The organism is Amycolatopsis sp. NPDC049253 (genome assembly GCF_040678995.1).
Classification (GTDB): Bacteria; Actinomycetota; Actinomycetes; order Mycobacteriales; family Pseudonocardiaceae; genus Amycolatopsis.
In genome coordinates this window covers 243651-269102 of record NZ_JBFAQX010000001.1, presented here as the reverse complement: position 1 = coordinate 269102, position 25452 = coordinate 243651, and the positions used below count along the sequence as shown (strand labels likewise).

The window sequence follows — 25452 nt, the reverse complement described above, 5'->3', positions numbered from 1 at the left end:
GGGAAGCTTGTCGACGTTCTGCGTGCGCTCTGCTCGTTCTCCACGTTTTGCTCATTTCGCGCACGGCCCTGAGCTGGGGGTATGTTGCCTGGCATGCCGAAGTGGGCGTTGTTCGAACGCATGCGGTTCACCCGCCAGGTCCTGCTGTTGCAGATCGGGGTGGTGGTGCTCGTGGTGGGGCTCGGCGTCGCCCTGGTGAGCTGGCAGCTGCGGTCGACGCTGAGCGAGCAGTACGGTGAGCGGGCGCTGGCGGTCGCGAAGTCGGTGGCGACGGACCCCGTGGTGGTGCAGGGTGCGACGGCGCGACGGCAGGGTGGCGAGCTGGAGGCGCGTGCGGCCGCGGTGTCGAGGGTCAACGGCGCCCTGTTCGTGGTGATCACGGACGACCACGGCATCCGCCTCGCACACCCGACGCCGTCCGAGATCGGCGACAAGGTCAGCACCTCGGCAGTGGAAGCGCTGGCGGGCAACGATGTCATCAGCGAGTTCGACGGCGGCACGCTCGGACTTTCGGTGCGAAGCAAGACACCGATCTGGCAAGGGTCGCGGGTGGTCGGCGAGGTCAGCGTCGGATACCAAGTCGGCAAGCTGACCGAGGACTTCAATCGGCTGCTGCTGATCACCCTGGCCTTCGCCGCGGGCGCGCTGCTGCTCGGCGCGGGCGCGTCCGCGCTGCTCAACCGCCGGCTGCGCCGCGTCACCCACGGCCTCGAACCCCACGAGCTGACCGAGCTGCTCTACGAACGCGAAGCCGTGCTGCACGGCATCGGCGAGGGGATGCTGGCCGTGGACAGCTCGCGCCGGGTGTCCGTGCGCAACGACGAAGCCGAACGGTTGCTGGGAATCGACCTGCCGGTGGGGGCCACTTTGGACGAACTGGACCTGTCACCACGAGTGCGCAAGGCCGTGGTGGAGGGACAGCCCGTGGACAATCTCCTTGCCGTGGCGGGAAACCGCGTGCTGGTGATGAACTCGCGCGCGGTGCAGCGGGAGGACCGGGCCCTCGGCACCGTGCTGACCTTCCGCGACCGCACCGACCTCGACACGCTCAGCCGTGAGCTCGACGGCATCCGTTCACTGTCCGACGGCCTGCGCGCGCAGCGGCACGAGTTCGCGAACCGGCTGCACACGTTGTCGGGCCTGTTGCAGCTCGGGCACCACGCCGAGGCCGAGGAGTACCTGCAGACGCTGACCGAGACGACGTCGGCGCGCTCGGCGCCGCTGGGTGGTGACGCGGTGCGCGACCCGTACCTGCAGGCGTTGCTGGTGGCGAAATCCGAGCAGGCTGGAAAAGGGTGTGGAGCTGAAGCTGGCGGACGACTCGTTCGTGCGCGGCTCCGTGACCGACCCCGTCGCGACCGGAACCGTGATCGGCAACCTCGTGGACAACGCCCTGCACGCCGCCCGCATGGGTCCGCGGCGGCCGGCGACGGTGGAGGTCGGCCTGTTCGCGGAAGGCCCGGCGTTGCACGTGTCCGTTATGGACAGTGGACCGGGCGTGCCGGGACCGTTGCGTGCCACACTGTTCGACGAAGGTGTCTCGACGAAACTCACGCCCGGCCACGGACTGGGCCTCGCCCTCGCGCGGCAGGCGGCCCGCGCTCGCGGCGGGGACGTCTGGCTCGCCGACGCCGGCGGCGACGCGGCGGGCGCGTTGTTCGTCGCGAAACTGCCCGATCTGCTCGTGGAGGCTCAGGAATGATCCGCACGTTGATCGTCGACGACGACTTCCGGGTGGCGGGCGTCCACGCGGGGTTCGTCGCGGAGGTGCCGGGCTTCACCGTCGCCGGCATCGCGCACACCGCCGCGGAAGCGCGCGCCCGCGTGCGCGAGCTGACGCCGGACCTCGTGCTGCTCGACGTCTACCTGCCCGACGAGCCCGGCCTGTCCGTGCTCCCCGACCTCGCGACGGACACCATCGTCCTCTCCGCCGCGACCGACGCGGCGTCCATCACCGCCGCCATCCGCGCCGGCGCCCTGAACTACCTGATCAAGCCCTTCACGACGCGCCAGCTGGCCGAGCGGCTCACCGCGTACGCCCGTTTCCGCACCCAGGTGACCACCGACCGCCCCTTCACCCAGGACGACGTCGACCGCGCCTACCGGGCGCTGCACGACCAGGACCGCGCCACCACCCCGAAGGGCCAGTCGAGCACGACGGCACGGCTGGTGTCGGAGCAGCTGCGGACGTCAGGTGCGCCGCTCTCGGCCGCGGAGGTCGCGGGCGAGCTGGGCATGGCGCGCGCCACGGCCCAGCGCTACCTCACCGCGCTGGCCGATTCGGGCGCGGTGGAAATGCGCCTCCGCTACGGGGCGACCGGGCGCCCGGAGCACGAGTACGTCTGGATCGGCTGACCCCCGCCGCGGTTGGCGAGCCGAGCCGGGCCGAACGCAGCCTGGCCGGTCAGCGGCCGCACGGCGAGCCGGGCTGAACCGGGCCGCTGAACCGGTGGTCAGCGATGCGACATCCGGCCCGCCAGGTCGATCCACGGCTGCCACTGCGACATGTACTCGTCGAGCTGCGTGGCGGCCGGCGACTTGGCCGGGCCGGCCTTCGTGTCGGAGCGGAGGTCGTCGTCGTCCGGGGTGGAGGTGGGGCGGTGGTCGGAGCCGCCGCCGGAGGTGCGGGGGGTGGTGGGGCGGTCGGCGACGTGCTGTTTCGCGGGCGTGGCGGCCTTGCGGTCGGGAACCGGGACGTACACGGTCACCGGGGCGGCCGGGGGCGCCGCGGGGGTGGCAGGCGTCGAGGTCGGAGCCGGACGCGGAGGAGCCGGCGCGACGAGCTCGTGCTGGTCCGTCGGCACGGCGACGTCGTCGGTGGTGCGCCCGGCGAAGGAGCCCGAGAAGAGACCGCCGGCGAACCAGCCGAGAGCGAGCAGGGCCAGTGCGGCGGTGCCGGCGACCCAGCCGCGCGTGCGACGGCGGGCGACGGCACGCGGGCGCGGCGCGAGAGGCGCGAGCACCGTCGCGCTGGCCCCGTCGCCGGCGATGGGCAGGAGGGCGGGCACCACGGGAATCGGCTGGGTGTCCTCCGGGCTGCGGCGCCCGCGCGGCACGCTCGCCGCGAGGATGCCCGTGCGGTCGAGCAGCTCGTCGGCGGGCGAGGTCGCGCGTCGCTCGGCGGTGCGCAGCATGGAAGGTACCTCCGGGGTACGGGCACTCGGATGGACGTCAGCATTCTGGTGCATTTCCGACGGGTTTGTCAGAAAGGCAACTCCATTGGGTGACGGCAACTATAAGGGCCGAGCGAACTCCCGCACGTCGGGCGCGATTCAGTTCTTCCCCATCCGTTTGAAGCCGAGCCGCGCCATGGTCGCGAGCGGCCGCTGATACGCCGATCCGAGCACGCGCGGGATGGCGTCGATGACGTACGCGTCGGGTCCGATGAGGATCCTGGCGGACCGCCGTTCCACCCCGCGGATGATCGTTTCGGCGGCCTTCTTCGGTGTGGTCAGGGCAATTTTCTCGAAGCCGGCCGCCGCGGCTTCCTGGTCGCCGTCGCTGCCGCCGCGCGCGTGGCGGGCGATGTTGGTCTTGATACCGCCCGGGTGCACGCAGCTCACGGCCACCGGATGGCGGGCCGCGAGCATTTCTTCGCGCAACGCCTCGGTGAATCCGCGAACGGCGAACTTCGCCGCGTTGTAAGCACTCTGAGTGGGCACTCCGACGAATCCGAACACGCTCGAAATGTTCACCAGGTGTCCATCGCCCGAGCCGATGAGGTGCGGCAGGAACGCCTTGGTCCCGTTGACGACGCCGCCGAGGTTGATCCCCATCAGCCAGTCGTAGTCCTCGAACGTCATGTCCTCCACGGTGGCACCGAGCGCGACACCGGCGTTGTTCACCACGAGATTGACCCGGCCGAACGCGCCGGCCACCTCGTCCGCGTGCGCCAGCACGGCGGCGCGGTCGGAGACGTCGAGCGAGTAGCCGCGCACGTCCGCACCCTGGGACTTCGCCGCGTCGACCGTGCTCTCCAGGCCTTCGGCGTCCACATCGGACAGTGCCAGGCGCGCGCCACGTCGGCCCAGCCCGAGCGCGAGCGCGCGGCCGATGCCCGAGCCCGCTCCGGTGATGACCGCGACCTTGTCGGTGAACTCCTTCATCGCCGCTCCCCTCGTCCGGTGCTCCAGGTTTTGGATACTAGTGGCGAGAGCGATCTTCGGGAGGATGGATGCGGCGGGCGCGAGTGGTGCTCACGCTGGGCGCGGTCGTGCTGCTCGGCGCGACGGGGACCGTCGTGGCCGTCACCGGACACCGCGCTTCACCAGCGCAAACGGCCGCGCGGCCCGCCAACGCGGCCGTCGGCGCGCTGTTCCTCGACGGCTCCCACTACTGCACCGCGAGCGTGGTCCACAGCGACCGCGGCGACGAGCTGCTCACCGCCGCGCACTGCCTCCACGACGGTGCGGGTGGCACGTACTTCACCGGCATCACCTTCGCGCCCGGCTTCCACGACGGCGTGGCCCCGTTCGGCTTCTGGGACGTCGGCGACGAGCTCGTGGCGCGGGGCTGGGCGGACGACTCCGACCCGGACCTCGACGTCGGCTTCGCCACCGCGCACCAGGCCGGCGCGAGCGGACCGCTCGAGGCCGTGACGGGCGCGAACCGCCTCGGTGCGGACGGTCCGTTCGCGCGATCCGTGACGGTCACCGGCTACCCCGACGGCTCCGACGTCCCCGCCGTCTGCAGCACGACCACGTCGAAGCAGGACACCTTCCAGCTGCGGGTGGACTGCGCAGGCTTCGCCACCGGCACCAGCGGCGGCCCGTTCGTGGCCGAAGCCGACCCGCACACGTTGCTCGGCATCGTCGTCGGCGTGGTCGGCGGCTTCGAGACCGGCGGCGACACCGACGACGTGTCGTACTCCAGCTACTTCGACGACGACATCACCGCGCTGTACCGGCAAGCCACCTCGCGCCCGTGAGTGCCGATGGCGGATGATGCGGCGTATGAGCGAGCCCGTGCGTGACGTGCCCATCACCGGCGAACCGATCCGGCTCGGCCAGTTCCTGAAGCTGGCCGGCCTCGCCGAGGACGGCGCCCACGCCAAGGACCTCATCGAGAACGAAGAGGTCACCGTGAACGACGAGGTCGAGACCCGCCGCGGCCGCCAGCTCTCCGACGGCGACGTGGTGGCCGTCGGTGGCGACCGCGGACGGGTGACGCTCGCGCGCTAGCCGACGCTGGTCAGCGGCGGCAGGCCCAGCCCGAGCGCCAGCGAGTCGAGCTGACGCCGCACCGGCGCGCTGAGCGGGACGCCCAGCGCGCGGCATTGTTCGAGGTACTGGGCTTCGCGCCAGCCCGGGTAGCGGATCGGCGTGCCGCCTTCCCAGCCGAGCATGCTGCCGAACAACGCGCTGGCCGCGCGGTAGAACCCGTCGGCGCTGCGCAGCGTCGTGGGCGCGATGGCGAGCACGAGCAGGCCCGTGTCGTTCTCGTGGTCGGCGACGCCGGAGAGCACGCCCGCCAGCACGTCCACGAGCAGCGCGAAGCCCGCGAACTGCGGGTTGCGCGAGGCGTCGCCGAGGTCGACGTCGAGCACGAACTCCGGGTACGCGCCGGCGGGTGCGGCCATGCCGAGCGGGTGGCCCGCCCCGACCTCGCCGGCCGCCATCACCAGGCCGATCATCCCGTGGGGCAACGCGCGCGCGGCGTGGTGCCCAACGCGGCCGAACGGCCCGACGCCGCGCATCGAAATCAGCCCGACGCCGAAGCGCCCCGCCCGCGTGACGGCGAGGTCCATCGCGTCGCCGACGGCCCACAGGCCCGTCGCGCGCCGGTAGTCGATGAGCGCGGCGGCACCGCGGTCGGCGATCATCAGCGGCTCGGCGCGCGGGGCGACCTCACCGGTTTCCAAGGCGGGCAGGTGAATTCGCAGCAGCTCCACGACGCCGGTGTCGGGTGAACCCGTGAGATCACCGTGGCACAAGGCTTCCGCGGCCATTCGCGCGCGATCGTCGGGAAAATCGTGTGCCACAAGGATCAAGGAAACCAGCGTGACCAGTTCATCGGCGGGCACGCGCTGCCAGACCTGTTCGGGAATCGGTGTGTCTTCAGGGACTTCTTGAGCGACGGCGGGGCGGGCGGGACGCAGCGAACGTGGTCTGAGGGGCACTTCATCGAGACTGCCCAAGCGCATCTGGCGGCGTCAACGAGGATGGCCCGACAGTGTGATGAGGGCTCCCGAAGGGACGTACCCTGTCACGCATGTGCCGAAACATCACGACGCTGCGCGGGCTCCAACCGTCCGCGACAACCGAAGAGATCGAAGCGGCAGCACGCCAGTACGTCCGCAAGGTGACCGGCGTGCAGTCGCTTTCGGACGCCACGCGGGACCCGTTCGAGGCGGCGGTGGCGGAAATCGCGGCGATCACCGCACGGCTGCTGGACGAACTCCCCGACCGCCGCCAGCCCCCGGCGACCGTGCCGCCGCTGCGCCGCCCGGAAGTGCGGGCGCGGATGGCCTTGAAGGAACTGAAGAAGCCCTGACTGGGCCTGGGAACGCTCGAGGCGTTTGCGGCGCGACCTGGGGGTCTGCCGGGGTCACGGGTTCAGGCGCGTTTCCGAGCCGCGCCGGCCGGCTGTCGCCCTGGCGTCCGCGGCATGTGTGAAAGGTCCCTGATCGCCGTTTTCGCCGCCGCTCTGTGCTCGGTGGACGAGCGACACCGGACCGTTCGGTTCGGCGCGGCCGCGACAAGAGGCTGGACCGGCCGTCGCTGCTGGTGACCACAGCAGATCCACCGACCCGTCGCAGGCCTCGGTCACCCGCAACCAGCGGGGCCCGCGTCGTCGACGTCCACGATGCTGCGCAACGAAAAAGCCGCCCTCAGCGGCCTTTTCGACGCGCACTTGCGGAAGCGGAGGGATTTGAACCCCCGGTAGGTTTCCCTACGGACGCTTTCAAGGCGTCTGCATTCGGCCGCTCTGCCACGCTTCCCTGTCCGTCAGGGTATCGCGCCGGTTGTCCAGGTCGTCCAGGTGTTCGAGGACGCGGCCGAAGACCGCGCCGACCGTGGACTGTTCCGCCGGGGTGAGCAGGTCGATGAGGTGCTCGCGGGCGCCGCGCACGTGGGTGGGCGCCGCGGCGTCGAGCAGGGCCTGGCCGGCGCCGGTGAGCTCGGTGATGACGCCGCGCTTGTCGTCCGGGTCGGGGCAGCGCCGGACGAGGCCGCCGACCTCCAGCTTGCTGATCTGGTGCGACAGCCGGCTCTTCGTGGAGCCCAGCTGGTAGGCGAGCTCGGACATCCGGACGCGCTTGTCGGGGTGGATCGCGAGGCAGACGAGCACCTCGTAGTCGGCGAGCGAGACCCCGTGGGCCTCGGTGAGCTCGCGGTGCAGGCGCTGACGCAGCCGGAGCGAGGCGACGATGTACATCTGCCACGCGTGCTGCTCGACGCCGGTCAGCCAGCGCACGGCCTGCTCGTCGGTCATCGCAAAAGGGTAGAAGGCGGGCCGGTGCCCTGCGCGTCCCGGCACCAGGTCGAGACCCAACCGAGGAGTCAGGTGAAAAATTCGGGAAGCTTCCCCCGAAGGTGGGTTACGAAAAGGTTGAGACTTGGGCCGAAGAAGCGCATTCTTCTTGTCAGCGGATGGGCTGATCGGGTATCAGGCGGGCCGCCAGGGCACCGTCGGACCGACCTCCCACCGGGAAGGCCAGGTGGTTGCATGGCAGGTGATTCCCGCGGTTGACCGCCCGCTGTGTCCCCGCGGCCGGCACGGCCTGATACGGGTCGGTCGCGACTGTGAACAGCACGAGTGGGCATCTACGGTGCGCTCGGCATTCTTCTCGCGCATCCGGCGTCGATCTGGCGTTGTTCTCTCTTCGCGGCCTCGGCACCGCGACGGCTCCGCCGGACGCCGGCCCGGCCGGTGGCCAACCGCCGTCAACAGAAGAACCTCGGTAGTTCCTGGGTGCGGTCCGCAGCGCATGGGCCGCACCCAGGCTTGTGTCCGGGGTCCGGCTCCAGTCGCCTCCGGTGGCTGCCCGCCTTCGTCGGGTACGGCCCGCTCCACCTAGTCCGACACCACCGGCCGAGGTCGTCGCGGCACGGCTGCCCTCGCCCCCGCGGCCTCCGCCTTCTCCCCGCAATCCCCCCTCGCTCAGCACACGCGGCGCCCAAACCGGTCCCATGCGCGGCCGCACCAGTGCGTCCCGCCGGGGACGGCCCGCAGACAGGCTTCTGTCCGGCTCGCCCGTTACGCTGCCGCTGTGCAATTCGACGACGACGCGGGCCTGGACACCTCGGAGGTCCAGGACCTCCGCGGCAGCGGTGGTGGCGGCGGTGGCATCGGCGGCCGCGTGGCGATCGGGGGTGGCGGGATCGGGGTGGTCGGCCTGATCATCTACTTCCTGATCTCGCAGTTCGGCGGCGCGAGCCTCGGGACCAACAGCGCGTCGAGCGGGCTGGGGCTCGACAACGTGGGCTCGGGCCAGCAGCTGGAGAGCACCACGCTCTCGCAGAAGTGCCACACCGGCGCGGACGCGAACCGCGACCACGACTGCGCGATCGTCGCGATCATCAACTCCGTGCAGGACTACTGGTCGCAGGAGTTCGCGCGCAGCGGCCAGACCTACCGCAAGGCGCCGACGCGCTTCTTCACCGGCGGCGTGCGCACGGGCTGCGGCAGCGCGACGTCGGACACCGGCCCGTTCTACTGCCCGGCCGACTCCGACGTGTACATCGACCTCTCGTTCTTCGACGAGCTCAAGACCCGCTTCGGCGCGCAGGGCGGGCTGTTCACCGAGGCGTACGTGCTGGCCCACGAATACGGCCACCACGTGCAGAACCTCACCGGCACGTCCCAGCGCGGCACCGGGACCGGGCCGACGTCGGGCTCCGTCCGGCTGGAGCTGCAAGCCGACTGCTACGCCGGCGTCTGGGCCAACCACGCCTCGACGACGCCGACGGAATCCGGCAAACCGCTGGTGCAGAACATCACGCAGGACGACATCGCCAGCGCCCTCGACACGGCGTCGCGCATCGGCGACGACTACATCCAGACGAAGCTCGGCAGCGGGCAGGCGGACCCGTCGAGCTTCACGCACGGCACGTCGGCGCAGCGGGAGAAGTGGTTCACCACCGGCTTCACCTCGGGCCAGCCGGCGCGGTGCAACACGTTCAGCACCAACAACCTGGGCTGAAGACACCCCAACGCACCCCAATGCGGCGTTGGTTGCGTTCAGCGCACCCAATGCGGCGTTCGGTGCGTTCAGCGCACCCAATGCGGCGTTCGGTGCGTTCAGCGCACCCAATGCGGCGTTCGGTGCGTTCAGCGCACCGAACGCCACATTGGGGTGCTTCGGGACTACGCGGCCGCAGCCTCGCCGGTGGCGGCGAGCTTGTGCGCGGAGTGCTTCTTCGCGGCCTTGCCCGGCTTGCCCGGCGCGACGCCGTTCACCGACTCCGTGCTGGTCGCGTAGACGCCGAGCGCCCACGCGAGGCCGTCGACGTTGCGATCGAGGGCGACGCGGTCGACGTTGCCCAGGTTGTCGCACGCCTGGTGGTAACACGGGTCGAACGCGATACCCGCCGTGCCGCCCCACTTCGCGGCCTGAGCCTCGGTCTTGAGCACCTCGGCGCCCGTGTCGAGGCCGCCCGCCGGGATGCCGACGGCGATGAACTCGCCGTAGTCCGAGCGGCCCGTGAAGTCGGTGCCCTCGACGGCGACGCCGCGGCCGGTCAGGTAGTCGACGAACGTCTTCTCGATCTGCGCCGAGCCGTACGGGCCCGCGCCGGCCCCGACGTGGTCGGAATCGTCACCGTCGTAGGCGAAGTAGCCGGCGTTGGGCGAGCCGATCATGTCGAAGTTGAGGTACAGCGCGAGGTCGAGCTGCTGCTCGAAGCTCAGCGAATCGACGTAGTACGTGGACCCGACGAGCCCGAACTCCTCCGCGCTCCAGAAGCCGAAGCGCACGGCGTTGTTCACCTTCGGCTTCGCACCCAGCTGCAGCGCGGTTTCGAGCAGGGCCGCGGAGCCCGTGCCGTTGTCATTGATGCCGGGACCCGCCGGGACGCTGTCGAGGTGCGACCCGAGCATCACGACGTTGTCCTTGCGGCCCGTCTTCGTCTCGGCGATCACGTTGTAGCTGGTGCGCGCTTCCTGGAAGGTGCGCAGCTCCAGCTGCACCGTGGCGCCGTCCTTCGCCGCGAGCGCCTGGCCGTCGGCCTGAGACAGGCCGCCGGTGGGAATTCGCGCGTCGGCGGGAGTGCCGAGTGTCCCGTTGAGCGGGCCGGGTTCGTTGTTGGAGATGAGCGCGCCGATCGCCCCCGCGTCGGCCGCGGCCTGCTGCTTCTGCGCGAACGGGCAAGCGCCGCGCGGCACCAGCACGATCTTGCCGGTCACGCCGGTGTAGTCACTCGCTTCGCACCCCGGGGTGGCGTCGGCGGGGACCACGGCGAGCTGTGCGGTGATGCCGCCGACCGGCGTCGACGGGGTGTACTCCATCGCGATCACGGGCACGCCGGCGCCGTCGACAGTGAGCGCCTCGGCGAGGGTTTCGTTGTAGGTGAAGGGAAACTCCTGCCGCGTGACGCTGAAGCCCGCGGCTTCGAGCTTGCCCGCGATGTACTCGGCGGACTTCTTGTGCCCGTCGGTGCTCGCCGCGCGCGTGCCGCCGTTGGCGTCGGCGATGCGTTGCAACGCGATCAGGTGGCGGTTGACGCCGTCGAGGGTCACCTTCTTTGTCAGCTGCTTCGCGAGATCGTCGCTCTTCGCGGCCACGGCCGGGGTGGTACCCAGTGCCAGGGTCGCGCAGGCCGCCAGGATCACCGGCGGGATGAGTCTTTTACGGGTTGATGACATGGTTGCTCACCTTTGTGCCCGTTGTCCGGAACGTCAATGCGGCATTCGGCGGAGAATGCGAGGTGAGGGATACAGTCGGGCGCATGTACGCGATCACGATCCGCGAACCCGGCGGTCCCGAAGTTCTCGAGTGGACCGAAGTCCCCGATCCGAGCCCCGGTCCCGGCGAAGTGCTGCTCGACGTGGCCGCCAGCGCGGTCAACCGAGCGGACCTGCTGCAGCGCCAGGGCAACTACCCGCCACCGCCCGGGTCGAGCGAGACCATCGGCCTCGAGTGCTCCGGCACGATCGCGGAGCTGGGCGACGGCGTCGAAGGCTGGCAGGTCGGCGACGAGGTGTGCGCGCTGCTCGCCGGCGGTGGCTACGCCGAGCGTGTGGTCGTGCCCGCCGGCCAGCTGCTGCCTGTGCCCGGCGAGGTCGAGCTGCTCGCGGCGGCCGGGCTGCCGGAGGTCGCGTGCACGGTGTGGGCCAACGTCGTGATGCACGCGAAGCTCGCCGAAGGCCAGACGCTGCTGGTCCACGGCGGCGCGGGCGGCATCGGCACCCACGCGATCCAGGTCGGCAAGGCGCTGGGCGCGACCGTGGCCGTCACCGCGGGTTCGGCGGAGCGGCTCGACCGCTGCCGCCAGCTCGGCGCCGACATCACGATCAACTACAAGGAACAGGACTTCGTCGAGATCCTGCACGCCGAGGCCAAGGGCGCCGACGTCATCCTCGACAACATGGGCGCGAAGTACCTGCAGCGCAACGTCGACGCGCTGCGCGCCGACGGCCGGCTGGTGATCATCGGCATGCAGGGCGGGGTCAAGGGCGAGCTGAACATCGGCAGCCTGCTCGGCAAGCGCGCGAGCGTCTTCGCGGCCGGGCTGCGGTGGCGTCCGCTGGAGCAGAAGGCCGAGGTCGTCGCGTCCGTGCGCGAAGGGCTGTGGCCGCTGGTGGAGAACGGGTCCGTGAAGCCGATCATCGGCCAGGTCGTGCCGATGGCCGAGGCGGCTTCCGCGCACCGAATGCTCGAAGAGGGCTCGGTGTTCGGGAAGATCCTGCTGACCGCGAAGTCGTGACCTCGGGGGCTGCGCTGGCTTCTCCGGTCAGCGCAGCTCTTCCAGGACACGCACGAGCTGGTTGATCTCGAAGACGTTGGAGTAGTGCGCGAGCCCGATGCGCACCGCTCCGCCCACCTCGCCGACGCCGAGCGACGCGAAGACGCCGGCCGATCCGTCGTCGGCGAAGGCGCAGAGGCCTTGCGACGCCAGGTACTCCGCGACCTCCGGCGCTTTCTTGCCCTGCACGGCGAACGCGAGCGCGGGGATGCGGCGCATGGCGTCGCCGATCACCATGACGTGGCGCAGCGAGCGGAGCTCCGTGGACAGCTGTGCGAGCAGGCCCGCGTGGTACGACTTGGCGGAGCCGAGGGACGTCACGAGCCGTTCGCGGCGCGAGCCGGACGCGGCGTCGTCGAGGCCTGCCAGGTAGTCGATCGACGCGACGAGCCCGGCGAGCAGCGGATACGCGTGGGGGCCGAGCTCGAGGCGCGCGGCGCCGCGGGCGGCCGGGTCGAGCGAGGCGGAGGGGATGCGTTCGAGCATCTCGGGGTCGCGGAACACCAGCGCGCCCACCGATGGGCCGCCCCACGCCTGCGCGGAGACGACCATGACGTCGGCGCCCAGCTCGGCGAGGTCGAGCGGCACGAAGGGGGCCGCGTAGGTCGCGTCCACCACCACGAGCGCGCCGACGCGCTTGGCGAACTCGATGACCGTGGGGACGTCGGGGCGCGTGCCGACGGAGCCCGACGCGAGCGTGACCGTGACGGCTTTGGTGCGGGCGGACACGAGGTTCTCGTACTGCCACGCGGGCAGCTCGCACGTCTCGATGTCGATCTCGCCCCAGCGCACGACCGCGCCCACGCGCTTCGCGGCGCGCTGCCACGGCGCGAGGTTCGCTTCCTCGTCGAGCCGGGACACCACGACCTCGTCGCCGATCGTCCAGCGCTCGGCGAGCGCGTCGACGAGGCGGCGCAGCATCACCGGCGCGCTCGGTCCGAGCACGACGGCGGCCGGGTCCGCCCCGACCAGATCTGCCACTGCCCGCCGGGCCGCGGTGACAATGCTCTCCGCGCGCTGAGAGGCCGGAAACGCTCCGCCCGGCCCGGACACCGGGGCACGCATGGCCGTCGAAACGGCCGAAGCGACCTGTTCCGGGACCAGCATTCCGGCGGCGCCGTCGAAGTGAATCCAGCCGTCACCCAGCGCGGGGAACAACCCACGGATACGAGCGACGTCGAACGCCATGGTGACACCGTACGGACGTGCGGTTTAGCGGTTACCGCGGGGTTGGCTCATGCGGCTACGCTCGGAGGCGACGCTGGCGTTTCTGATGGGATGGAGCACATGAGCGAGCCGAACTTCCGGCAGGCTTCCGACGCCGAGGCGACCCCCCATGTGGTGGTCGTCGGCCCCGACGGGATCCCGGTCGGGGGTGTCTCCTCGGCTGCGCCCGAGGGCGAGGAAGCCGCCGGCGAGCTGGTCGAAGAGCCGGCCAAGGTGATGCGCATCGGGACGATGATCAAGCAGCTCCTGGAGGAGGTCCGCGCGGCACCGCTCGACGACGCCAGCCGGAACCGGGTGCGCGAGATCCACCAGAACTCGGTGCGCGAACTGCAGGAGGCCCTGGCCCCCGAGCTGCGCGAGGAGCTGCAGCGCCTGGTGCACCCGTTCACGGACGAATCGACTCCGTCGGACGCCGAGCTGCGGATCGCGCAGGCCCAGCTGGTGGGCTGGCTGGAGGGCCTGTTCCACGGCATCCAGACGGCCCTGTTCGCCCAGCAGATGGCGGCACGCGTCCAGCTGGAACAGATGCGGCGGGGGCTGCCGGCCGGTTCGTCGGGTGCGGTGATGCCGGGTGCGCCTGGTGCTGACGGGCAGCGACCTGGGATCAGTGGGACCGGGCAGTATCTGTGAGGTCTTGAGTCGTGACGTCTCGCCGGTGGCGGTGAGGCGTTGGTGATGAGGGGATCGTTCGCACGCTGGGTGGCGTGGGAACGGTCCCTTCTCGCTGTTTCGGGGGTGAACGGTCGCTTCGGGCCATCGCTCGCGGCGTGCACGGTCCCCTCGCACCACCGCCACAGCACGAACGGTCCCCTCGTACCGCACGGACGACCGCGAACGGTCCTTTCGAACCGGCACTCCCGCGCGAACGGTCCGACCGCGGCGACCGAACGCGAAGGGACCGATCACGCCAGCATGCTCAATCGGCCCCTTCACGCCACCGCGCGAACGGTCCAGCCGCGCCGGCATCCGCGACGACCGAACGCGAAGGGACCGGTCACGCCGGCGAGCTCAATCGGCCCCTTCACGCCACCGCGCGAACGGTCCAGCCGCGCCGGCATCCGCGACGACCGAACGCGAAGAGACCAATCACGCCAGCATGCTCAATCGGCCCCTTCACGCCACCGCGCGAACGGTCCAGCCGCACCGGCATCCGAGCGTGAGTGGACCCTTCATGCTGACGGGCGCGGGCAGTCCCATCGTGCCACCGTGTGGTCGTGAATGGTCCCCTCGCGCCGCGGTGCGGGTGCGAACCGGCCCTTCGCACCGCCCCGGCTCAGAGGCTCCCGAAGAACTTCCGAAGGTCATCGATCAGCGCGTCCGGTTGTTCGAGGGCCGGGAAGTGGCCGCCGGCTGAGAACTCGGACCAGTGGACGATCTTGTCGGTGCGTTCGGCGAGGGGGCGTAGGGGCAGGCCGATGTCGTCGGGGAAGACCGCGACGCCTGTGGGCGCCGTGGAAACGGGCAGGGGCGCGCCCCACGGGCCTTCGAGGGCGGCGTAGATGCGGGCGGACGAGTTGGCCGTGCCGGTGAACCAGTAGATCGCGACGTCGGTGAGGAGGTCGTCGCGGTCGATGAGGTCGTGGGGGGCGTTGGAGAAGGAGCGGAACTTTTCCGCGATCCACGCGAGTTGGCCGGCGGGTGAGTCGGTGAGGCCGTACGCAAGCGTTTGCGGCTTGGTGGCCTGGATGATCGCGTAGCCGGTTCCGGTGTGCTGGAAGGTGCGGGACTTCGCCAACGACCGTTCGGCCAGCGCCAGGTCAGCGCCGGTCAACCCCGCCAGGTCCGACTCCGAGCGGGCGACGGCGGTGGGCAGCATCGTGACGTGCACCCCGAGCACACGCCCAGGGAACTGCACGCCGAGCTCGCGGGAGATCAGGGCGCCCCAGTCGCCGCCGTGGGTGCCGAAGTGGTCGTAGCCGAGGGTGGTCATCAGCGAAGCCCACGCACGAGCGCCGCGGGCCGGGCCCCAGGCGCGGTCGCGCGTCGGGCCGGAGAAGCCGAAGCCGGGGATCGACGGGACGACCACGTGGAACGCGTCGCGGGGGTCCCCGCCGTACGCGCGCGGGTCGGCGAGCGGTCCGATCAGGTCCAGGAACTCCACGATCGACCCGGGCCAGCCGTGCGTCAGCAGCAGCGGCGTGGCCCCCTCCTCAGGCGAGCGGACGTGGAGGAAGTGCACGTTCTCACCGTCGATGGTGGTCGTGAACTGCGGAAACGCGTTGATCCGGTCCTCGGCCGCCCGCCAGTCGAACCTCAGGCGCCAGTGCTCCGCCAGGTCCTGCACCTCGTCCACCGGAATCCCCAGCTCCCACCCGACGCCCTCGGGCTGGTCCGGCCAGCGCGTCCGGGCGAGCCGTTCGTGCAGGTCGTCGAGGTCGGCTTGCGGGACGTGGACGCGGAACGGGGTGAGGGTCATGCCGAAAAAGCTAGAACCCCTTGAGGACAGGTTCGGCCCTCAATCACCCAGGCGCTGGAGACGGCCAGCGGGTGCCGAAAACGCCTGAGAAATCCCTCGAATCCCCTAGGTCGAAGCGATGACGTCCAGCACCCGGTCCGCCCCGAGTCCGTCCACAGTAGACGCAGCAGCACCGGACAAAGAGGACCGCAAGCCGGCGTCCGACAGCAGCGAACCCAGCGCGGAGGTCACCTCAGGCAGCCGATCCGCCAGAGAACCGGCGTCGCCCAGGCCCACGGCCAGGCCGAGGTCCACGGCGGCGCGGTAGCCGGGCCCCTGGTTGTCCACCAGTTGCACCGCCGCCGCCGGGACGCCGAGGCAGCAGAGTTCCAGGAAGGTGACCCCGGTGGCGCTGACGGCGACGTCGGTGGTGGCCAGGAGGTCAAGCAGGCCCGGGTGCGGGCCGGCGACCCGGATGGACTGGCCGGCCGACAGAACCGGCAGGGCAGGCTCGCCGCGGACGAGAGCGTCGGCGGAGAAGGGCAGCCCCGTGGCGGCGAGGGCGCCGAGGAGCAGGCTGACCGTCCCCGACCATTCGGCGCCGCCGCCCAGCACGACCGTGACGTGGGGCGAAGGCGCAGCGCCGGCAGAACGACGCGCGCGAGCAGCCAGGACCCCCGAGCGCAGCGCCGTGTATTCGACGCCCCGAAGCAGCACGCCGGAACCGTCCGCGGGGCGCGGCGCGGGCGAAAGCCCGGCGTCCACCACGACGTCGGCGGGCCGGCGGCCGAAGGTGTCGTCCTCGATGGACACCAGCAGCGCGCCCGCGGCGTTGACCTCGGCGCGCACGTCGCCCAGGGCGTAGTGGTCCACGAGGACCGCATCGAAGCCCGAGGCCAGAGAAGCCCAGTCCGAAACCGGCAAAACCGGCACGGAGAGCGCGTCGAAGCGGGACGCCAGCCATTCCGCGTTGTCCGTGGCGCCCGCGAAGGAGACGTCCCAGCCGCGGGCGACGGCGCGCTCGGCGTAGGCCACGACGCGCGCGATGTGGCCCGCGCCGATCTCCGGGGACGCGTCGGCTCGGAGCAGGAGCTTCACTGGCCGAGCTTCTTCTGCTCGACGTGCGCGTTCAACGCCACCAGGTCCGGCCGGGAGCGCAGCAGCGAAACGACCGAACGCCACGACGCGGCCTGATCACCGAGAACCGAAACAACCGCCTCGAGAAGGTCCCAGTCCTCCGGGGTGTCGAGGGTGACGCGCAGGTCCTCGGCGGCCGGGCTCACCACGATGCCTGTGCACGAGTAGCGCGAGGGCTGCCGGTAGATCGCCGACGTCACGTGCTCGCGGTCCGGGCCCTCGGCAGTCTCGACCTGCTCGGCGAGCACCGAAGCCCGCACCAGTTCCGCGTCGAAGCCGCGCGGCAGCGTCCGCACGAGGGTGGTGCTGACGTAGTCCACCGACGGCTCCGCGCGCCACACGGCCGCCAGCCGGCCGATCAACGCGGGGTCGAGCAGAGGGCAGTCGGCGGTGAGCCGGATCACGGCGTCGGCCGGGTAGGCGGCCAGGGCCACGCCGAAGCGAGCCACGACGTCGTCGAGCGGGCCGCGCGCGACCAGGGCGCCGCAGCGGGCGGCTTCGGCGGCGACGGCGTCGTCGTCGGGCGCGTCCGAGGTGGCGACCACCACCTGGTCCACGCCGGGGGCGGCGGCCGCCGCGCGGACGACCCAGCCGAGCACACTGCGCCCGGCCAGGGGGCGCAGCACCTTGCCCGGCAGGCGCGTCGAGGAGGACCGGGCCTGGATCACGGCGTTGACGCCGAGGCCTTCACGCATGGGTGACATGATGGCCTGCGGCAACGCGCCAGAACCAAGAACCCCAACCGCGGAGGTCGTCGATGTCCGAGCTGGATGGCTCCAGCATCCTGCTCACCGGCGGGACCGGCTCGTTCGGCAAGGCGTTCATCACCCACGCCCTCGCCGAGCTGAACCCCAGCCGGCTGGTCGTGCTCTCCCGCGACGAGCTCAAGCAGTACGAAGCCCGGCAGCTGTTCAACGACGACCCGCGGCTGCGCTGGTTCATCGGCGACGTCCGCGACCGCCGCCGCCTCGAGCGCGCCATGCACGGCGTCGACTACGTCGTGCACGCCGCGGCGCTCAAGCAGGTGGACACGGGTGAGTACAACCCGTTCGAGTTCGTCCAGACCAACGTGATGGGTTCGCAGAACGTCATCGAAGCCGCGATCGACACCGGCGTGAAGAAGGTCGTCGCGCTGTCGACCGACAAGGCGTCGAGCCCGATCAACCTCTACGGCGCCACCAAGCTGTGCGCCGACCGGATGTTCATCAGCGGCAACCACTACGCGGCCGCGCACGTCACGCGGTTCTCCGTGGTGCGCTACGGCAACGTGATGGGCTCGCGCGGCAGCGTGATCCCGTTCTTCCGCAAGCTCGCCGAGCAGGGCGAGTCGCTGCCGATCACGCACAAGGACATGACGCGGTTCTGGATCACGCTGCCGCAGGCCGTGCAGTTCGTGGTGGACTCGTTCGACCAGATGCACGGCGGTGAGCTCTACGTGCCGCGGATCCCGAGCATGCGGCTCGTCGACCTCGCGCAGGCCATCGCGCCGGGTTCGCCGATGCACGAGGTGGGCGTGCGCCCGGGCGAGAAGCTGCACGAGGAGATGATCGCGCCCGACGACGCGCGCCGGACCGTTCAGCTGCCCGACCGGTACGTCGTGCAGCCGCACCTGGCGGGCTGGGGCTATGAGGCGCCCGCCGACGGCAAGCCGATGCCCGAGGGGTTCGCGTACCGTTCGGACACCAACGACCTGTGGCTCGAAGCGGACGAACTTCGCAAGCTGGTCGAGCAGTATGCCTGATTTTCTGCCCTACGGCCGCCAGTCGGTCACCGACGAGGACATCGCCGCCGTCACCGACGTCCTGCGCGGCGACTGGCTCACGACCGGTCCCGCCGTCGCGCGGTTCGAGGCCGACCTGGCGCTGCACACGGGCGGCGTGCCGGCCGTCGCGGTGACTTCGGGGACGGCGGCGCTTCATGTCGCGTACGCGGCGGCTGCCATCGGTCCGGGTGACGAGGTCGTGGCGTCGCCGATGACGTTCGTGGCCACCGCCGCCACCGCCGCGCTGCACGGCGCGAAGGTGGTCTTCGCCGACGTCGAGCCGGACACCGGCAACCTTTCCGTCGACGCGGCCGCGACTGCGGTGACCGACCGCACGAAGGTCGTGGCGGCCGTCGACTACGCCGGCCACCCCGCCGAGCTGGACGCGCTGGCCGAGGTCGCGCACAACGCGGGCGCGCTCCTGCTGGAAGACGCGGCGCACTCCGTGGGCGGCAGCTGGCAGGGCCGCCCGGTCGGCTCGCTCGCCGACCTGACCACGTTCTCGTTCTTCCCCACCAAGAACCTCACCACGGCCGAGGGCGGCGCCGTCGTCACCGCTTCGCCGGAGCTGCTGGGCCGCGCCCAGGCCTTCCGCAACCACGGACTGGTGCGCGACAAGACGAAGCAGCGCTACCCGGACGAAGGCGGCTGGCACCAGGAGGTGCACGAGTTCGGCCTGAACTACCGCCTGCCCGACGTGCTGTGCGCCCTGGGCAGCAGCCAGCTCACGCGCCTGGCCGAGTTCAAGAAGCGCCGCGCCGAAATCCACGCGCGCTACAACGCTTTGCTGGCTGACGTCGACGGCGTCCTCACCCCGCCCTCGCGGCCCGGCGCCGACCCCGTCTGGCACCTCTACCCGCTGCGCGTCCTCGACGGCCGCCGCCGCGCGCTGTTCGACCACCTGCGCGGGCTGGGCATCGGCGTGCAGGTCAACTACATCCCCGCCTACTGGCACCCGGTCTTCGAGGACCTCGGCTACCGCCGCGGCCTGTGCCCGAACGCCGAGGCGTACTACGAGCAGGAGCTGTCGCTGCCGCTCTTCCCGTCGTTGACGGACGCGGATGTGGATCGGGTTGTGGCCGGGGTGCGGAGCTTCTTCGGGGCCTGACCCTCACCGCGCACCACCACCGCGTGCCACACCATCACCAACGGCACCACGACCAGCTCCAGCACGATCGCCGCCCGGAACACCGGGTGCGGCGCGCCCACGCGCCGGGCCGAGATGAGCCGTGGCACCCCACCGATGGCGGCGGTGCCGAGGACAACGCGGGTGGTCGCCGCGCGTTTTTCCGGGTGGCGCAGCGACCACCAGAGCGCGAGGCCCGCCGCGGTCCAGAACGTGTTGACGAAGCGGTATTCGCTGTCGACGCTGGGCGCGGCGGGGGCGCCGCCCGGGGCGCGGGCGGGGCCGCCCAGGATGCCGGTCAGGCCGCTGGCGACGGGGATCGCCCCGAGGACGCCGAGGACGGTCAGCAACGCCTTGCGCGACTTCGCTCGTGCCATGCGGCCGAGACTAGATCAGGTCCCAGGTCAAAGCCGTGCCTTTTGCGGCGTCCACGCGAAAGGTGCGGCCGAGGACGTTCGTGATCTCGGCCGGCGCCAGGCCGCCGGCGGGGCGGATGGACCGGACGTTCGCCGAAGTCACCTCGTCGCCCGCACGGACATCCGCCACGACGTACAGCGAGCGGCGCAGGCGAAGGCCTTCCTTCTCGCTCTCGCGCGGGCCGATCACCGGGCGGCCGAGGGCCTCCCACGCGCGGTGGCTCTCGGTCACCAGCGCGGCCAGCTCGGCCGGCTCCAGTGAGAACTCCGAGTCCACACCACCGTCGGCGCGCGCGAGCGTCACGTGCTTCTCGATCGCCACCGCGCCCAGCGCGACGGCGGCCAGCGGCGCGCCGATGCCCGGCGTGTGGTCCGACAGGCCGACGAGCGTGCCCGTGACGCCGGCGAGCACCGGCAGGCCGCGCAGGTTGCTTTCGGACGGCGAGGCCGGGTAGCTGGCGGTGCAGCCGAGCACGATGAGCTGGTCGTTGCCGGCGGCGCGAGCGGTCTGCACAGCCGCGTCGATCTCCGCGATGCTCGCCATGCCCGTCGAGATGACGAGCGGTTTGCCGGTGCGAGCGCACAGATCGATCAGCGGCAGGTCGACGATCTCCGAAGACGCGATCTTGTACGCCGGCACGTCGAGCGACTCCAGCAGCTCGACCGCCGTCGGGTCGAACGGGCTGGAGAACGCCTCCAGGCCGCGCGAGCGGGCGCGCTCGAAAATGGGTTCGTGCCATTCCCACGGGGTGTGGGCTTTTTCGTACAGCTTGTACAGGTTTTCCCCGCCCCACAACGAATGCCCGTCGCCGATGCGGAAGGCGGGGCCGTCGACGTCGATCGTGATCGTGTCGGGGCGGTAGGTCTGGAGCTTCACCGCCTGCGCGCCGGTGTCGGCGATGGCGTCGACGATCGCGAGCGCGCGGTCGAGGTCGCCGTTGTGGTTGCCGGACATCTCGGCGATGACGAACGGCGGCCGGTCCGGGCCGAGCGTGTGGGCGCCGATGCGGACTTCGGACATGGGTGGCGTCCTCCCGGTGGTGCGCGTGCGGGTCACCCCCGAGTCTTGCGCAGCCACCGGAAGCCGTCCTCGGCGGGCGCCGACTCGACGTATCCGGCGCGCTCGAACAACGCCGCCGAAGCCGCGTTGTCCTCGTGCACGGCGGCCAGAATCGCCTGCACGTCTTCACGCTCGATGAGCACGCGTTCGCCGAGCGTGAGCACCCCGAGGGAAAGTCCCCGCCCCCGGCTCGCCGGAGCGAGCGTGATGCTGACTTCCCACTCCCCCGGCCGTTCCCGGTCGAACCGCACGGTCCCCACGGGCCCACCGGCGTCGGAAACGACCAGCAGCAGCCGGTCCGGCGAAGCCAGCACACCGCGCAGCCACCGCAGGTGGTCGACGAGCGCGATCACGGCGGTGGACCGCGACGCCTCCCGTGTGCGCGGGTCGTTGCGCCAGGCCAGCAGCAGCTCGGCGTCGGCCTCGGTGGCCTCGCGAGCCGCGAGCGCGCTCACTGGGCCGACGGCGCCAGGCGGTTGTCCTCGAGGCGGCGCAGCCGGTCCTCGTACCGCGCGATGCCGGCCAGCCGGACGCGGATCTGCGCGTGCTGGCGCTGGATCTCCTCGATCAGCGACCGCGACTCGGCGAGCTCGGCGCTGTCGGCGCGCGGCGTGAGCGCCATCGACTCCCGCAGCGTCTCGAGCTGCGCCTCCTGCGCGGCGATGTGCGGGATGATCCGGTCGAGCTCGGCGCGCGTCCAGAGCAGGTCGCCGCGGGCGTGCTCGAGGCCCGACTCCGCCGCGTCGAGCCGGCGCCGGTGGTCGGCGGTCGCGTGCTCGAGGTCGTTCACGCGGTGGTTCAGGTCGCGGACCGTGTCACGCATGCGCTCTTCGATGCGGAAGTCGATGAGCCGGGCGATCCGGTTGATGAAGCCGGAACGAAGTTTCTGGACTGCCATGGGGACGGTTCCTTCGGGATTCGGAAAAACTGGGTCAGCGCAGCAGAACGGTGTCGCCGGTCCGGGTCCACGAGTCCAGCAGCCTGCCCTCGGCGGCGATCTGGTGCTCGGGACCCACGATGCAGGAATCGCCGGCGGCGTGCTCCCACGAAGTCTGGTTCGGGTTGTCGATGAAGGAGAACCCGGTCAGGACCAGCTGCGCGTCGGGGAACGACGTGCGCGCGATCCACGCCGCGAGCGTGCCCGTGGTCGACCACGTCGACTCCGTGCGCGTCGGCAGGCCCAGCGCGTCGGACAGCGGCAGCACGACCTCGCGGTTGGGCACCGGCACGAACCCCAGGTCGGCGGGCCACCAGCCCGGCAGCACCTCCGGTTCCCAGTGCAGCCGGCCCGGCTCCACCAGCAAGTACAGCCTGCTGCGGTAGTCCCGGAAAACGTGGCGAGTGGCCCGCACGGCGCGGTTGAAGACCACCGCGTGGACCTTGCGCCCAGTCACCTCCGGACCTTCCGGCTCGTCGACGACGAAACCGTTGACGCGGATCACGAGATCGCAGTCGTCCACGGCTTTGGCCCGAGCCGGGTCCGGGCCCAGGGGCTGGTTGCCGACGACCGCGACCGACTTGGGGTCGGGACGATCGGCGTACGCCGCGAGGAGATCGACCATCAGGCTCGCCGCACCGAGAGCAGCAGTCATGGGGCAAGAAACTACCAGGACACACCGCGTGTTCGGTGCGGCATCGACAGGTCGGACGCCCCCCTGGGCCGGGGCGTCCCGAGGACGAGACCTCCGATCGGTACCCTCGTCCACGTGCATGCCACCAGCACGGTTCACGTAGCCGAACCCGAGGTCTCGATGCCGATGCCACCTGCGTCGGACCGCAAGACGTTCTCCAGGGCGATCGCCGACATCAAGGAGGGTCTCGCAGCCCGCGAGCTGTGGACCCACCTCGGCTGGCAGGACATCAAGCAGCGGTATCGCCGGTCCGTGATCGGTCCGTTCTGGATCACGATCAGCCAGGGCGTGATCGCGCTCGGGCTGGGCTTGCTGTACTCGCAGCTGTTCAACACGCCGATCCAGGTGTTCCTGCCGTACCTGTCGACGGGTTTCATCATCTGGGGCTTCATCCAGGGCTGCCTGAGCGAAGGCATGGAGACGTTCATCGCGAACGAGGGGATGATCAAGCAGCTCCCCGCGCCGCTGAGCGTCTATGTGCTCCGCACCGTCTGGCGCCAGACCCTGATGCTCGCGCACAACATGGTCGTGTACGTCGTGCTGCTGATCATCTTCTTCAGTGCGCTGGACCAGCCGTACTCGCTGGGTACCGAGCCGGGCTACCCCGAGGGAGCGTGCGCGCCGGATCTGTACTGCCACCCCGGCCTGAGCTGGAGCATTCTCCTCGCCATTCCAGGCTTCATCCTGCTGGCGCTCAGCGCCGGGTGGGCCGCGCTGCTGCTGGGCATCATCTCCACCCGCTTCCGCGACATCCCGCAGGTGATCAACTCCCTGATCCAGCTGCTGTTCTACGGCACGCCGATCGTCTGGCCGGTCGACCAGCTGCTCGCGGGCGGCTCGCGCGACAGCGTTTCCTGGGCGCTGCCGTTCATCAAGGCCAACCCGCTCTACCACTACATGCAGGTGGTGCGCGCGCCGCTGATCGGGCAGACCGTGGGATGGACCAGCTGGGTCGTGGTGGGTGGCATCACCATCGTCGGCTGGGGGCTCGCGCTCGTAGTCATGCGCAACTACCGCTCTCGCGTTTCGTATTGGGTGTGACACATGGTCAGCATTGACGTCCACAACGCGTTCGTCGATTTCCCGATCTTCGACGCCAAGACTCGGTCGATGAAGAAGCGCGTGCTCGGCAAGGTCGGCGGCAAGATCGGCACCGAGCAGAAGGTGCCGATCATCGAGGCGCTGCACGACGTGACCCTGCAGCTGCGCGAAGGCGACCGCGTGGGCCTGGTCGGCCACAACGGCGCCGGCAAGTCCACGCTGCTGCGCCTGCTCGCCGGGATCTACGAGCCCACCCGCGGCTCGGCCCGGATCGCCGGCAAGATCGCCCCGGTCTTCGACCTCGGCATCGGCATGGACCCGGAGATCTCCGGCGAGGAAAACATCATCATCCGCGGCCTGTTCCTCGGCATGACCGCCAAGGAGATGGAGAAGCGGGTCGACGACATCGCGGAGTTCACCGAGCTCGGCGACTACCTGCAGATGCCGCTGCGCACCTACTCCACGGGTATGCGCGTGCGGCTCGCGCTGGGCGTCGTCACCTCGATCGACCCCGAGATCCTCATCCTCGACGAGGGCATCGGCGCGGTCGACGCCGCGTTCCTCAACAAGGCCCGCGACCGCCTCAAGGACCTGGTGAAGCGCTCGGGCATCCTGGTTTTCGCGAGCCACTCCGACGAGTTCCTCTTCGAGCTGTGCGACTCCGCGATCTGGATGGACGAGGGCCACCTCAAGCAGCAGGGTTCGCTGCGCGAGGTCCTCACCGGCTACAAGGGCCGCGACCCGTTCGAGAACATGAGCCAGGAAGGCCTGGAGCGGCTCGGCATCGAGCCCGTGGGCACGAAGAACGGCGGGGAATGATGACCAGCGAGACCCAGCAGCTGCCCGAGGGCGCCGTCGTCGGCGTGGTGGTGACGCGCCACCGTCGTGAGCTGCTCGCGGACTCGCTGAAGATCATCGCCGCGCAGACGCGGCCGGTCGACCACCTCGTGGTGGTCGACAACGGCCCGGACCAGTCGGCGCGGGACGTCGTCGAGGCGTACCCGCTGCCGTACACGTACCTGCCGTCGCACCGGAACCTCGGTGGCGCGGGCGGGTTCGCGCTCGGCATGCTCCACGCGCTGGCGCTGGGTGCCGAGTGGGTCTGGCTCGCCGACGACGACGGCCGTCCCGCCGATGAGCACGTGCTGCAGATCCTCCTGGAAGAAGCCGAAAAGCGCGGCCTCGCGGAGATCTCGCCGGTGGTGGCGAACATCAACGCGCCGGCCAAGCTCGCGTTCCCGTTGCGGCGCGGGCTCACGTGGAAGCGCTCGTCGGCGGAGCTGGGCACGGACTTCCTGCCGGGCATCGCGTCGCTCATGAACGGCGCGTTGTTCCGCGCGTCCACTTTGGACGTCACGGGCGTGCCGGACCTGCGCCTGTTCTTCCGCGGCGACGAGGTGGAGCTGCACCGCCGGCTCGTGCGCTCGGGGCTGCCGTTCGGCACTTCGCTGCGCACGACCTACCTGCACCCCGACGGCTCGGACGAGTTCAAACCCATGCTGGGCGGGAAGTTCCACGCGCAGGACCCGGAGAACGAGGTCAAGCGCTACTACACCTACCGCAACCGCGGTTACCTGCTGTCGCAGCCGGGCATGCGCAAGATCGGCGCGCTGGAGGTGATCCGCTTCGGCCTGTACTTCGTGGGCGTGAAGCGCGACCCGAAGGCGTTCCTGCAGTGGCTGAAGCTGGTGCGCCAAGGCCGGGCGGAGAAGTTCTACCGGTACTGACGAACTCACGGAAAACGGGCCCTC

The 25452-nt window shown here is 70.7% G+C and carries 27 protein-coding genes, 1 tRNA gene and 1 pseudogene; 14 read left to right on the top strand and 15 right to left on the bottom strand.

Going from position 1 to position 25452, the window contains the following annotated elements:
• Positions 1-81 precede the first annotated feature (81 nt).
• The 3 genes and pseudogenes from AB0K15_RS01380 to AB0K15_RS01370 all read left to right on the top strand — a co-directional run.
• Positions 82-1143 (top strand): annotated as a pseudogene (locus AB0K15_RS01380) (sensor histidine kinase); the annotation flags it as partial.
• An 82-nt stretch (positions 1144-1225) separates the two neighbouring features.
• Positions 1226-1702, top strand: a complete 477-nt coding sequence (locus AB0K15_RS01375) for an ATP-binding protein (RefSeq protein WP_364045336.1) — start codon at positions 1226-1228, stop codon at positions 1700-1702.
• Positions 1699-2355 carry a response regulator gene (locus tag AB0K15_RS01370; RefSeq protein WP_364045334.1) on the top strand — a complete coding sequence of 219 codons (657 nt, stop codon included), beginning with the start codon at positions 1699-1701 and terminating at the stop codon, positions 2353-2355. The genes AB0K15_RS01375 and AB0K15_RS01370 overlap by 4 nt, the downstream gene beginning before the upstream one ends.
• Positions 2356-2453: 98 nt before the next feature.
• On the opposite strand, the gene AB0K15_RS01365 is transcribed toward AB0K15_RS01370, so the two are convergent.
• Entirely contained in the window at positions 2454-3134 is a 681-nt protein-coding gene (locus AB0K15_RS01365; RefSeq protein ID WP_364044070.1) for a hypothetical protein, read from the bottom strand.
• 138 nt (positions 3135-3272) lie between these two features.
• The gene (locus AB0K15_RS01360) at positions 3273-4106 is read right to left on the bottom strand and encodes an SDR family NAD(P)-dependent oxidoreductase (RefSeq protein ID WP_364044067.1); all 834 of its coding nucleotides are present in this window, start codon (positions 4104-4106) and stop codon (positions 3273-3275) included.
• 68 nt (positions 4107-4174) lie between these two features.
• Between AB0K15_RS01360 and AB0K15_RS01355 the strand changes: the two genes are divergently transcribed.
• Both AB0K15_RS01355 and AB0K15_RS01350 read left to right on the top strand, forming a co-directional pair.
• Positions 4175-4927 (top strand): serine protease, encoded by a 753-nt coding sequence (locus AB0K15_RS01355; protein WP_364044064.1) that lies wholly within the window; start codon positions 4175-4177, stop codon positions 4925-4927.
• 25 nt (positions 4928-4952) lie between these two features.
• Entirely contained in the window at positions 4953-5180 is a 228-nt protein-coding gene (locus AB0K15_RS01350; RefSeq protein ID WP_285971084.1) for an RNA-binding S4 domain-containing protein, read from the top strand.
• On the opposite strand, the gene AB0K15_RS01345 is transcribed toward AB0K15_RS01350, so the two are convergent.
• Positions 5177-6142: an Ldh family oxidoreductase gene (locus AB0K15_RS01345; protein ID WP_364044061.1), complete on the bottom strand. Its 966-nt coding sequence runs from the start codon at positions 6140-6142 to the stop codon at positions 5177-5179. The genes AB0K15_RS01350 and AB0K15_RS01345 overlap by 4 nt on opposite strands.
• Positions 6143-6210: 68 nt before the next feature.
• On the opposite strand from AB0K15_RS01345, the gene AB0K15_RS01340 reads away from it, so the two are divergent.
• A complete protein-coding gene (locus AB0K15_RS01340; protein ID WP_220245653.1) occupies positions 6211-6492 on the top strand; it encodes a DUF2277 domain-containing protein in 282 nt (93 codons plus the stop codon).
• Positions 6493-6855: 363 nt separating this feature from the next.
• Here the strand turns inward: AB0K15_RS01340 and AB0K15_RS01335 are convergent.
• Positions 6856-6940: transfer RNA gene (locus AB0K15_RS01335), tRNA-Ser, on the bottom strand.
• Positions 6904-7434 carry a MarR family transcriptional regulator gene (locus AB0K15_RS01330; RefSeq protein WP_364044058.1) on the bottom strand — a complete coding sequence of 177 codons (531 nt, stop codon included), beginning with the start codon at positions 7432-7434 and terminating at the stop codon, positions 6904-6906. The genes AB0K15_RS01335 and AB0K15_RS01330 overlap by 37 nt, the downstream gene beginning before the upstream one ends.
• 778 nt (positions 7435-8212) lie before the next feature.
• Between AB0K15_RS01330 and AB0K15_RS01325 the strand changes: the two genes are divergently transcribed.
• Positions 8213-9145 carry a neutral zinc metallopeptidase gene (locus AB0K15_RS01325; protein ID WP_285971089.1) on the top strand — a complete coding sequence of 311 codons (933 nt, stop codon included), beginning with the start codon at positions 8213-8215 and terminating at the stop codon, positions 9143-9145.
• A gap of 164 nt (positions 9146-9309) precedes the next feature.
• Here the strand turns inward: AB0K15_RS01325 and AB0K15_RS01320 are convergent, their stop codons facing one another.
• Positions 9310-10806: a M28 family metallopeptidase gene (locus AB0K15_RS01320; RefSeq protein WP_364044055.1), complete on the bottom strand. Its 1497-nt coding sequence runs from the start codon at positions 10804-10806 to the stop codon at positions 9310-9312.
• 83 nt (positions 10807-10889) lie between these two features.
• Here AB0K15_RS01320 and AB0K15_RS01315 point away from each other — a divergent pair, with 83 nt between their 5' ends.
• Positions 10890-11867, top strand: a complete 978-nt coding sequence (locus AB0K15_RS01315) for an NAD(P)H-quinone oxidoreductase (protein ID WP_364044052.1) — start codon at positions 10890-10892, stop codon at positions 11865-11867.
• A 27-nt stretch (positions 11868-11894) separates the two neighbouring features.
• Here AB0K15_RS01315 and AB0K15_RS01310 read toward each other — a convergent pair whose 3' ends face one another.
• Positions 11895-13094: a cysteine desulfurase-like protein gene (locus tag AB0K15_RS01310; protein ID WP_364044049.1), complete on the bottom strand. Its 1200-nt coding sequence runs from the start codon at positions 13092-13094 to the stop codon at positions 11895-11897.
• A gap of 90 nt (positions 13095-13184) precedes the next feature.
• Here AB0K15_RS01310 and AB0K15_RS01305 point away from each other — a divergent pair, with 90 nt between their 5' ends.
• Positions 13185-13763, top strand: coding sequence for a bacterial proteasome activator family protein (locus AB0K15_RS01305; protein ID WP_364044046.1), 579 nt, complete (start codon positions 13185-13187; stop codon positions 13761-13763).
• 643 nt (positions 13764-14406) lie between these two features.
• Here the strand turns inward: AB0K15_RS01305 and AB0K15_RS01300 are convergent.
• The 3 genes from AB0K15_RS01300 to AB0K15_RS01290 form a co-directional block, all read right to left on the bottom strand.
• Positions 14407-15549, bottom strand: a complete 1143-nt coding sequence (locus tag AB0K15_RS01300; protein WP_364044043.1) for an epoxide hydrolase family protein — start codon at positions 15547-15549, stop codon at positions 14407-14409.
• Positions 15550-15654: 105 nt separating this feature from the next.
• Positions 15655-16626: a spore coat protein gene (locus AB0K15_RS01295; protein ID WP_364044040.1), complete on the bottom strand. Its 972-nt coding sequence runs from the start codon at positions 16624-16626 to the stop codon at positions 15655-15657.
• Positions 16623-17360 carry a glycosyltransferase family protein gene (locus AB0K15_RS01290; RefSeq protein ID WP_364044037.1) on the bottom strand — a complete coding sequence of 246 codons (738 nt, stop codon included), beginning with the start codon at positions 17358-17360 and terminating at the stop codon, positions 16623-16625. The genes AB0K15_RS01295 and AB0K15_RS01290 overlap by 4 nt, the downstream gene beginning before the upstream one ends.
• Before the next feature lie 62 nt (positions 17361-17422).
• On the opposite strand from AB0K15_RS01290, the gene pseB reads away from it, so the two are divergent.
• Both pseB and AB0K15_RS01280 read left to right on the top strand, forming a co-directional pair.
• The gene (gene pseB / locus AB0K15_RS01285) at positions 17423-18406 is read left to right on the top strand and encodes a UDP-N-acetylglucosamine 4,6-dehydratase (inverting) (protein WP_364044034.1); all 984 of its coding nucleotides are present in this window, start codon (positions 17423-17425) and stop codon (positions 18404-18406) included.
• The gene (locus AB0K15_RS01280; RefSeq protein ID WP_364044032.1) at positions 18399-19535 is read left to right on the top strand and encodes an aminotransferase class V-fold PLP-dependent enzyme; all 1137 of its coding nucleotides are present in this window, start codon (positions 18399-18401) and stop codon (positions 19533-19535) included. Before pseB ends, AB0K15_RS01280 begins: the two co-directional genes overlap by 8 nt.
• On the opposite strand, the gene AB0K15_RS01275 is transcribed toward AB0K15_RS01280, so the two are convergent.
• Genes AB0K15_RS01275 through AB0K15_RS01255 form a run of 5 tightly spaced genes read right to left on the bottom strand, consistent with a single transcriptional unit; the run spans position 19439 to position 22591 of the window.
• Positions 19439-19930 carry a DUF4345 domain-containing protein gene (locus tag AB0K15_RS01275; protein WP_364044029.1) on the bottom strand — a complete coding sequence of 164 codons (492 nt, stop codon included), beginning with the start codon at positions 19928-19930 and terminating at the stop codon, positions 19439-19441. The genes AB0K15_RS01280 and AB0K15_RS01275 overlap by 97 nt on opposite strands.
• 10 nt (positions 19931-19940) lie before the next feature.
• Positions 19941-20990, bottom strand: coding sequence for a pseudaminic acid synthase (pseI, locus tag AB0K15_RS01270; RefSeq protein WP_364044026.1), 1050 nt, complete (start codon positions 20988-20990; stop codon positions 19941-19943).
• A gap of 32 nt (positions 20991-21022) precedes the next feature.
• Positions 21023-21484, bottom strand: a complete 462-nt coding sequence (locus tag AB0K15_RS01265; RefSeq protein WP_364044023.1) for a GNAT family N-acetyltransferase — start codon at positions 21482-21484, stop codon at positions 21023-21025.
• The gene (locus AB0K15_RS01260) at positions 21481-21927 is read right to left on the bottom strand and encodes a hypothetical protein (RefSeq protein WP_364044020.1); all 447 of its coding nucleotides are present in this window, start codon (positions 21925-21927) and stop codon (positions 21481-21483) included. Before AB0K15_RS01260 ends, AB0K15_RS01265 begins: the two co-directional genes overlap by 4 nt.
• A gap of 34 nt (positions 21928-21961) precedes the next feature.
• On the bottom strand, positions 21962-22591 hold the full coding sequence (locus tag AB0K15_RS01255) for a hypothetical protein (protein WP_364045332.1): 630 nt from the start codon (positions 22589-22591) through the stop codon (positions 21962-21964).
• A 144-nt stretch (positions 22592-22735) separates the two neighbouring features.
• Between AB0K15_RS01255 and AB0K15_RS01250 the strand changes: the two genes are divergently transcribed.
• Genes AB0K15_RS01250 through AB0K15_RS01240 form a run of 3 tightly spaced genes read left to right on the top strand, consistent with a single transcriptional unit; the run spans position 22736 to position 25428 of the window.
• Positions 22736-23701, top strand: coding sequence for an ABC transporter permease (locus tag AB0K15_RS01250; protein ID WP_364044017.1), 966 nt, complete (start codon positions 22736-22738; stop codon positions 23699-23701).
• A gap of 3 nt (positions 23702-23704) precedes the next feature.
• Entirely contained in the window at positions 23705-24520 is an 816-nt protein-coding gene (locus tag AB0K15_RS01245) for an ABC transporter ATP-binding protein (RefSeq protein WP_364044014.1), read from the top strand.
• The gene (locus AB0K15_RS01240; RefSeq protein ID WP_285974378.1) at positions 24520-25428 is read left to right on the top strand and encodes a glycosyltransferase family 2 protein; all 909 of its coding nucleotides are present in this window, start codon (positions 24520-24522) and stop codon (positions 25426-25428) included. Before AB0K15_RS01245 ends, AB0K15_RS01240 begins: the two co-directional genes overlap by 1 nt.
• Positions 25429-25452: the final 24 nt, after the last annotated feature.

Coding starts and splice junctions, on each gene's coding strand:
- AB0K15_RS01370 (WP_364045334.1), top strand. CDS start 1,699: ATGATCCGCACGTTGATCGTCGACGACGACTTCCGGGTGGCGGGCGTC.
- AB0K15_RS01365 (WP_364044070.1), bottom strand. CDS start 3,134: ATGCTGCGCACCGCCGAGCGACGCGCGACCTCGCCCGCCGACGAGCTG.
- AB0K15_RS01360 (WP_364044067.1), bottom strand. CDS start 4,106: ATGAAGGAGTTCACCGACAAGGTCGCGGTCATCACCGGAGCGGGCTCG.
- AB0K15_RS01355 (WP_364044064.1), top strand. CDS start 4,175: ATGCGGCGGGCGCGAGTGGTGCTCACGCTGGGCGCGGTCGTGCTGCTC.
- AB0K15_RS01350 (WP_285971084.1), top strand. CDS start 4,953: ATGAGCGAGCCCGTGCGTGACGTGCCCATCACCGGCGAACCGATCCGG.
- AB0K15_RS01345 (WP_364044061.1), bottom strand. CDS start 6,142: ATGCGCTTGGGCAGTCTCGATGAAGTGCCCCTCAGACCACGTTCGCTG.
- AB0K15_RS01340 (WP_220245653.1), top strand. CDS start 6,211: ATGTGCCGAAACATCACGACGCTGCGCGGGCTCCAACCGTCCGCGACA.
- AB0K15_RS01330 (WP_364044058.1), bottom strand. CDS start 7,434: ATGACCGACGAGCAGGCCGTGCGCTGGCTGACCGGCGTCGAGCAGCAC.
- AB0K15_RS01320 (WP_364044055.1), bottom strand. CDS start 10,806: ATGTCATCAACCCGTAAAAGACTCATCCCGCCGGTGATCCTGGCGGCC.
- AB0K15_RS01315 (WP_364044052.1), top strand. CDS start 10,890: ATGTACGCGATCACGATCCGCGAACCCGGCGGTCCCGAAGTTCTCGAG.
- AB0K15_RS01310 (WP_364044049.1), bottom strand. CDS start 13,094: ATGGCGTTCGACGTCGCTCGTATCCGTGGGTTGTTCCCCGCGCTGGGT.
- AB0K15_RS01305 (WP_364044046.1), top strand. CDS start 13,185: ATGGAGCACATGAGCGAGCCGAACTTCCGGCAGGCTTCCGACGCCGAG.
- AB0K15_RS01300 (WP_364044043.1), bottom strand. CDS start 15,549: ATGACCCTCACCCCGTTCCGCGTCCACGTCCCGCAAGCCGACCTCGAC.
- AB0K15_RS01290 (WP_364044037.1), bottom strand. CDS start 17,360: ATGCGTGAAGGCCTCGGCGTCAACGCCGTGATCCAGGCCCGGTCCTCC.
- pseB (WP_364044034.1), top strand. CDS start 17,423: ATGTCCGAGCTGGATGGCTCCAGCATCCTGCTCACCGGCGGGACCGGC.
- AB0K15_RS01280 (WP_364044032.1), top strand. CDS start 18,399: ATGCCTGATTTTCTGCCCTACGGCCGCCAGTCGGTCACCGACGAGGAC.
- AB0K15_RS01275 (WP_364044029.1), bottom strand. CDS start 19,930: ATGGCACGAGCGAAGTCGCGCAAGGCGTTGCTGACCGTCCTCGGCGTC.
- pseI (WP_364044026.1), bottom strand. CDS start 20,990: ATGTCCGAAGTCCGCATCGGCGCCCACACGCTCGGCCCGGACCGGCCG.
- AB0K15_RS01260 (WP_364044020.1), bottom strand. CDS start 21,927: ATGGCAGTCCAGAAACTTCGTTCCGGCTTCATCAACCGGATCGCCCGG.
- AB0K15_RS01255 (WP_364045332.1), bottom strand. CDS start 22,591: ATGGTCGATCTCCTCGCGGCGTACGCCGATCGTCCCGACCCCAAGTCG.
- AB0K15_RS01245 (WP_364044014.1), top strand. CDS start 23,705: ATGGTCAGCATTGACGTCCACAACGCGTTCGTCGATTTCCCGATCTTC.
- AB0K15_RS01240 (WP_285974378.1), top strand. CDS start 24,520: ATGACCAGCGAGACCCAGCAGCTGCCCGAGGGCGCCGTCGTCGGCGTG.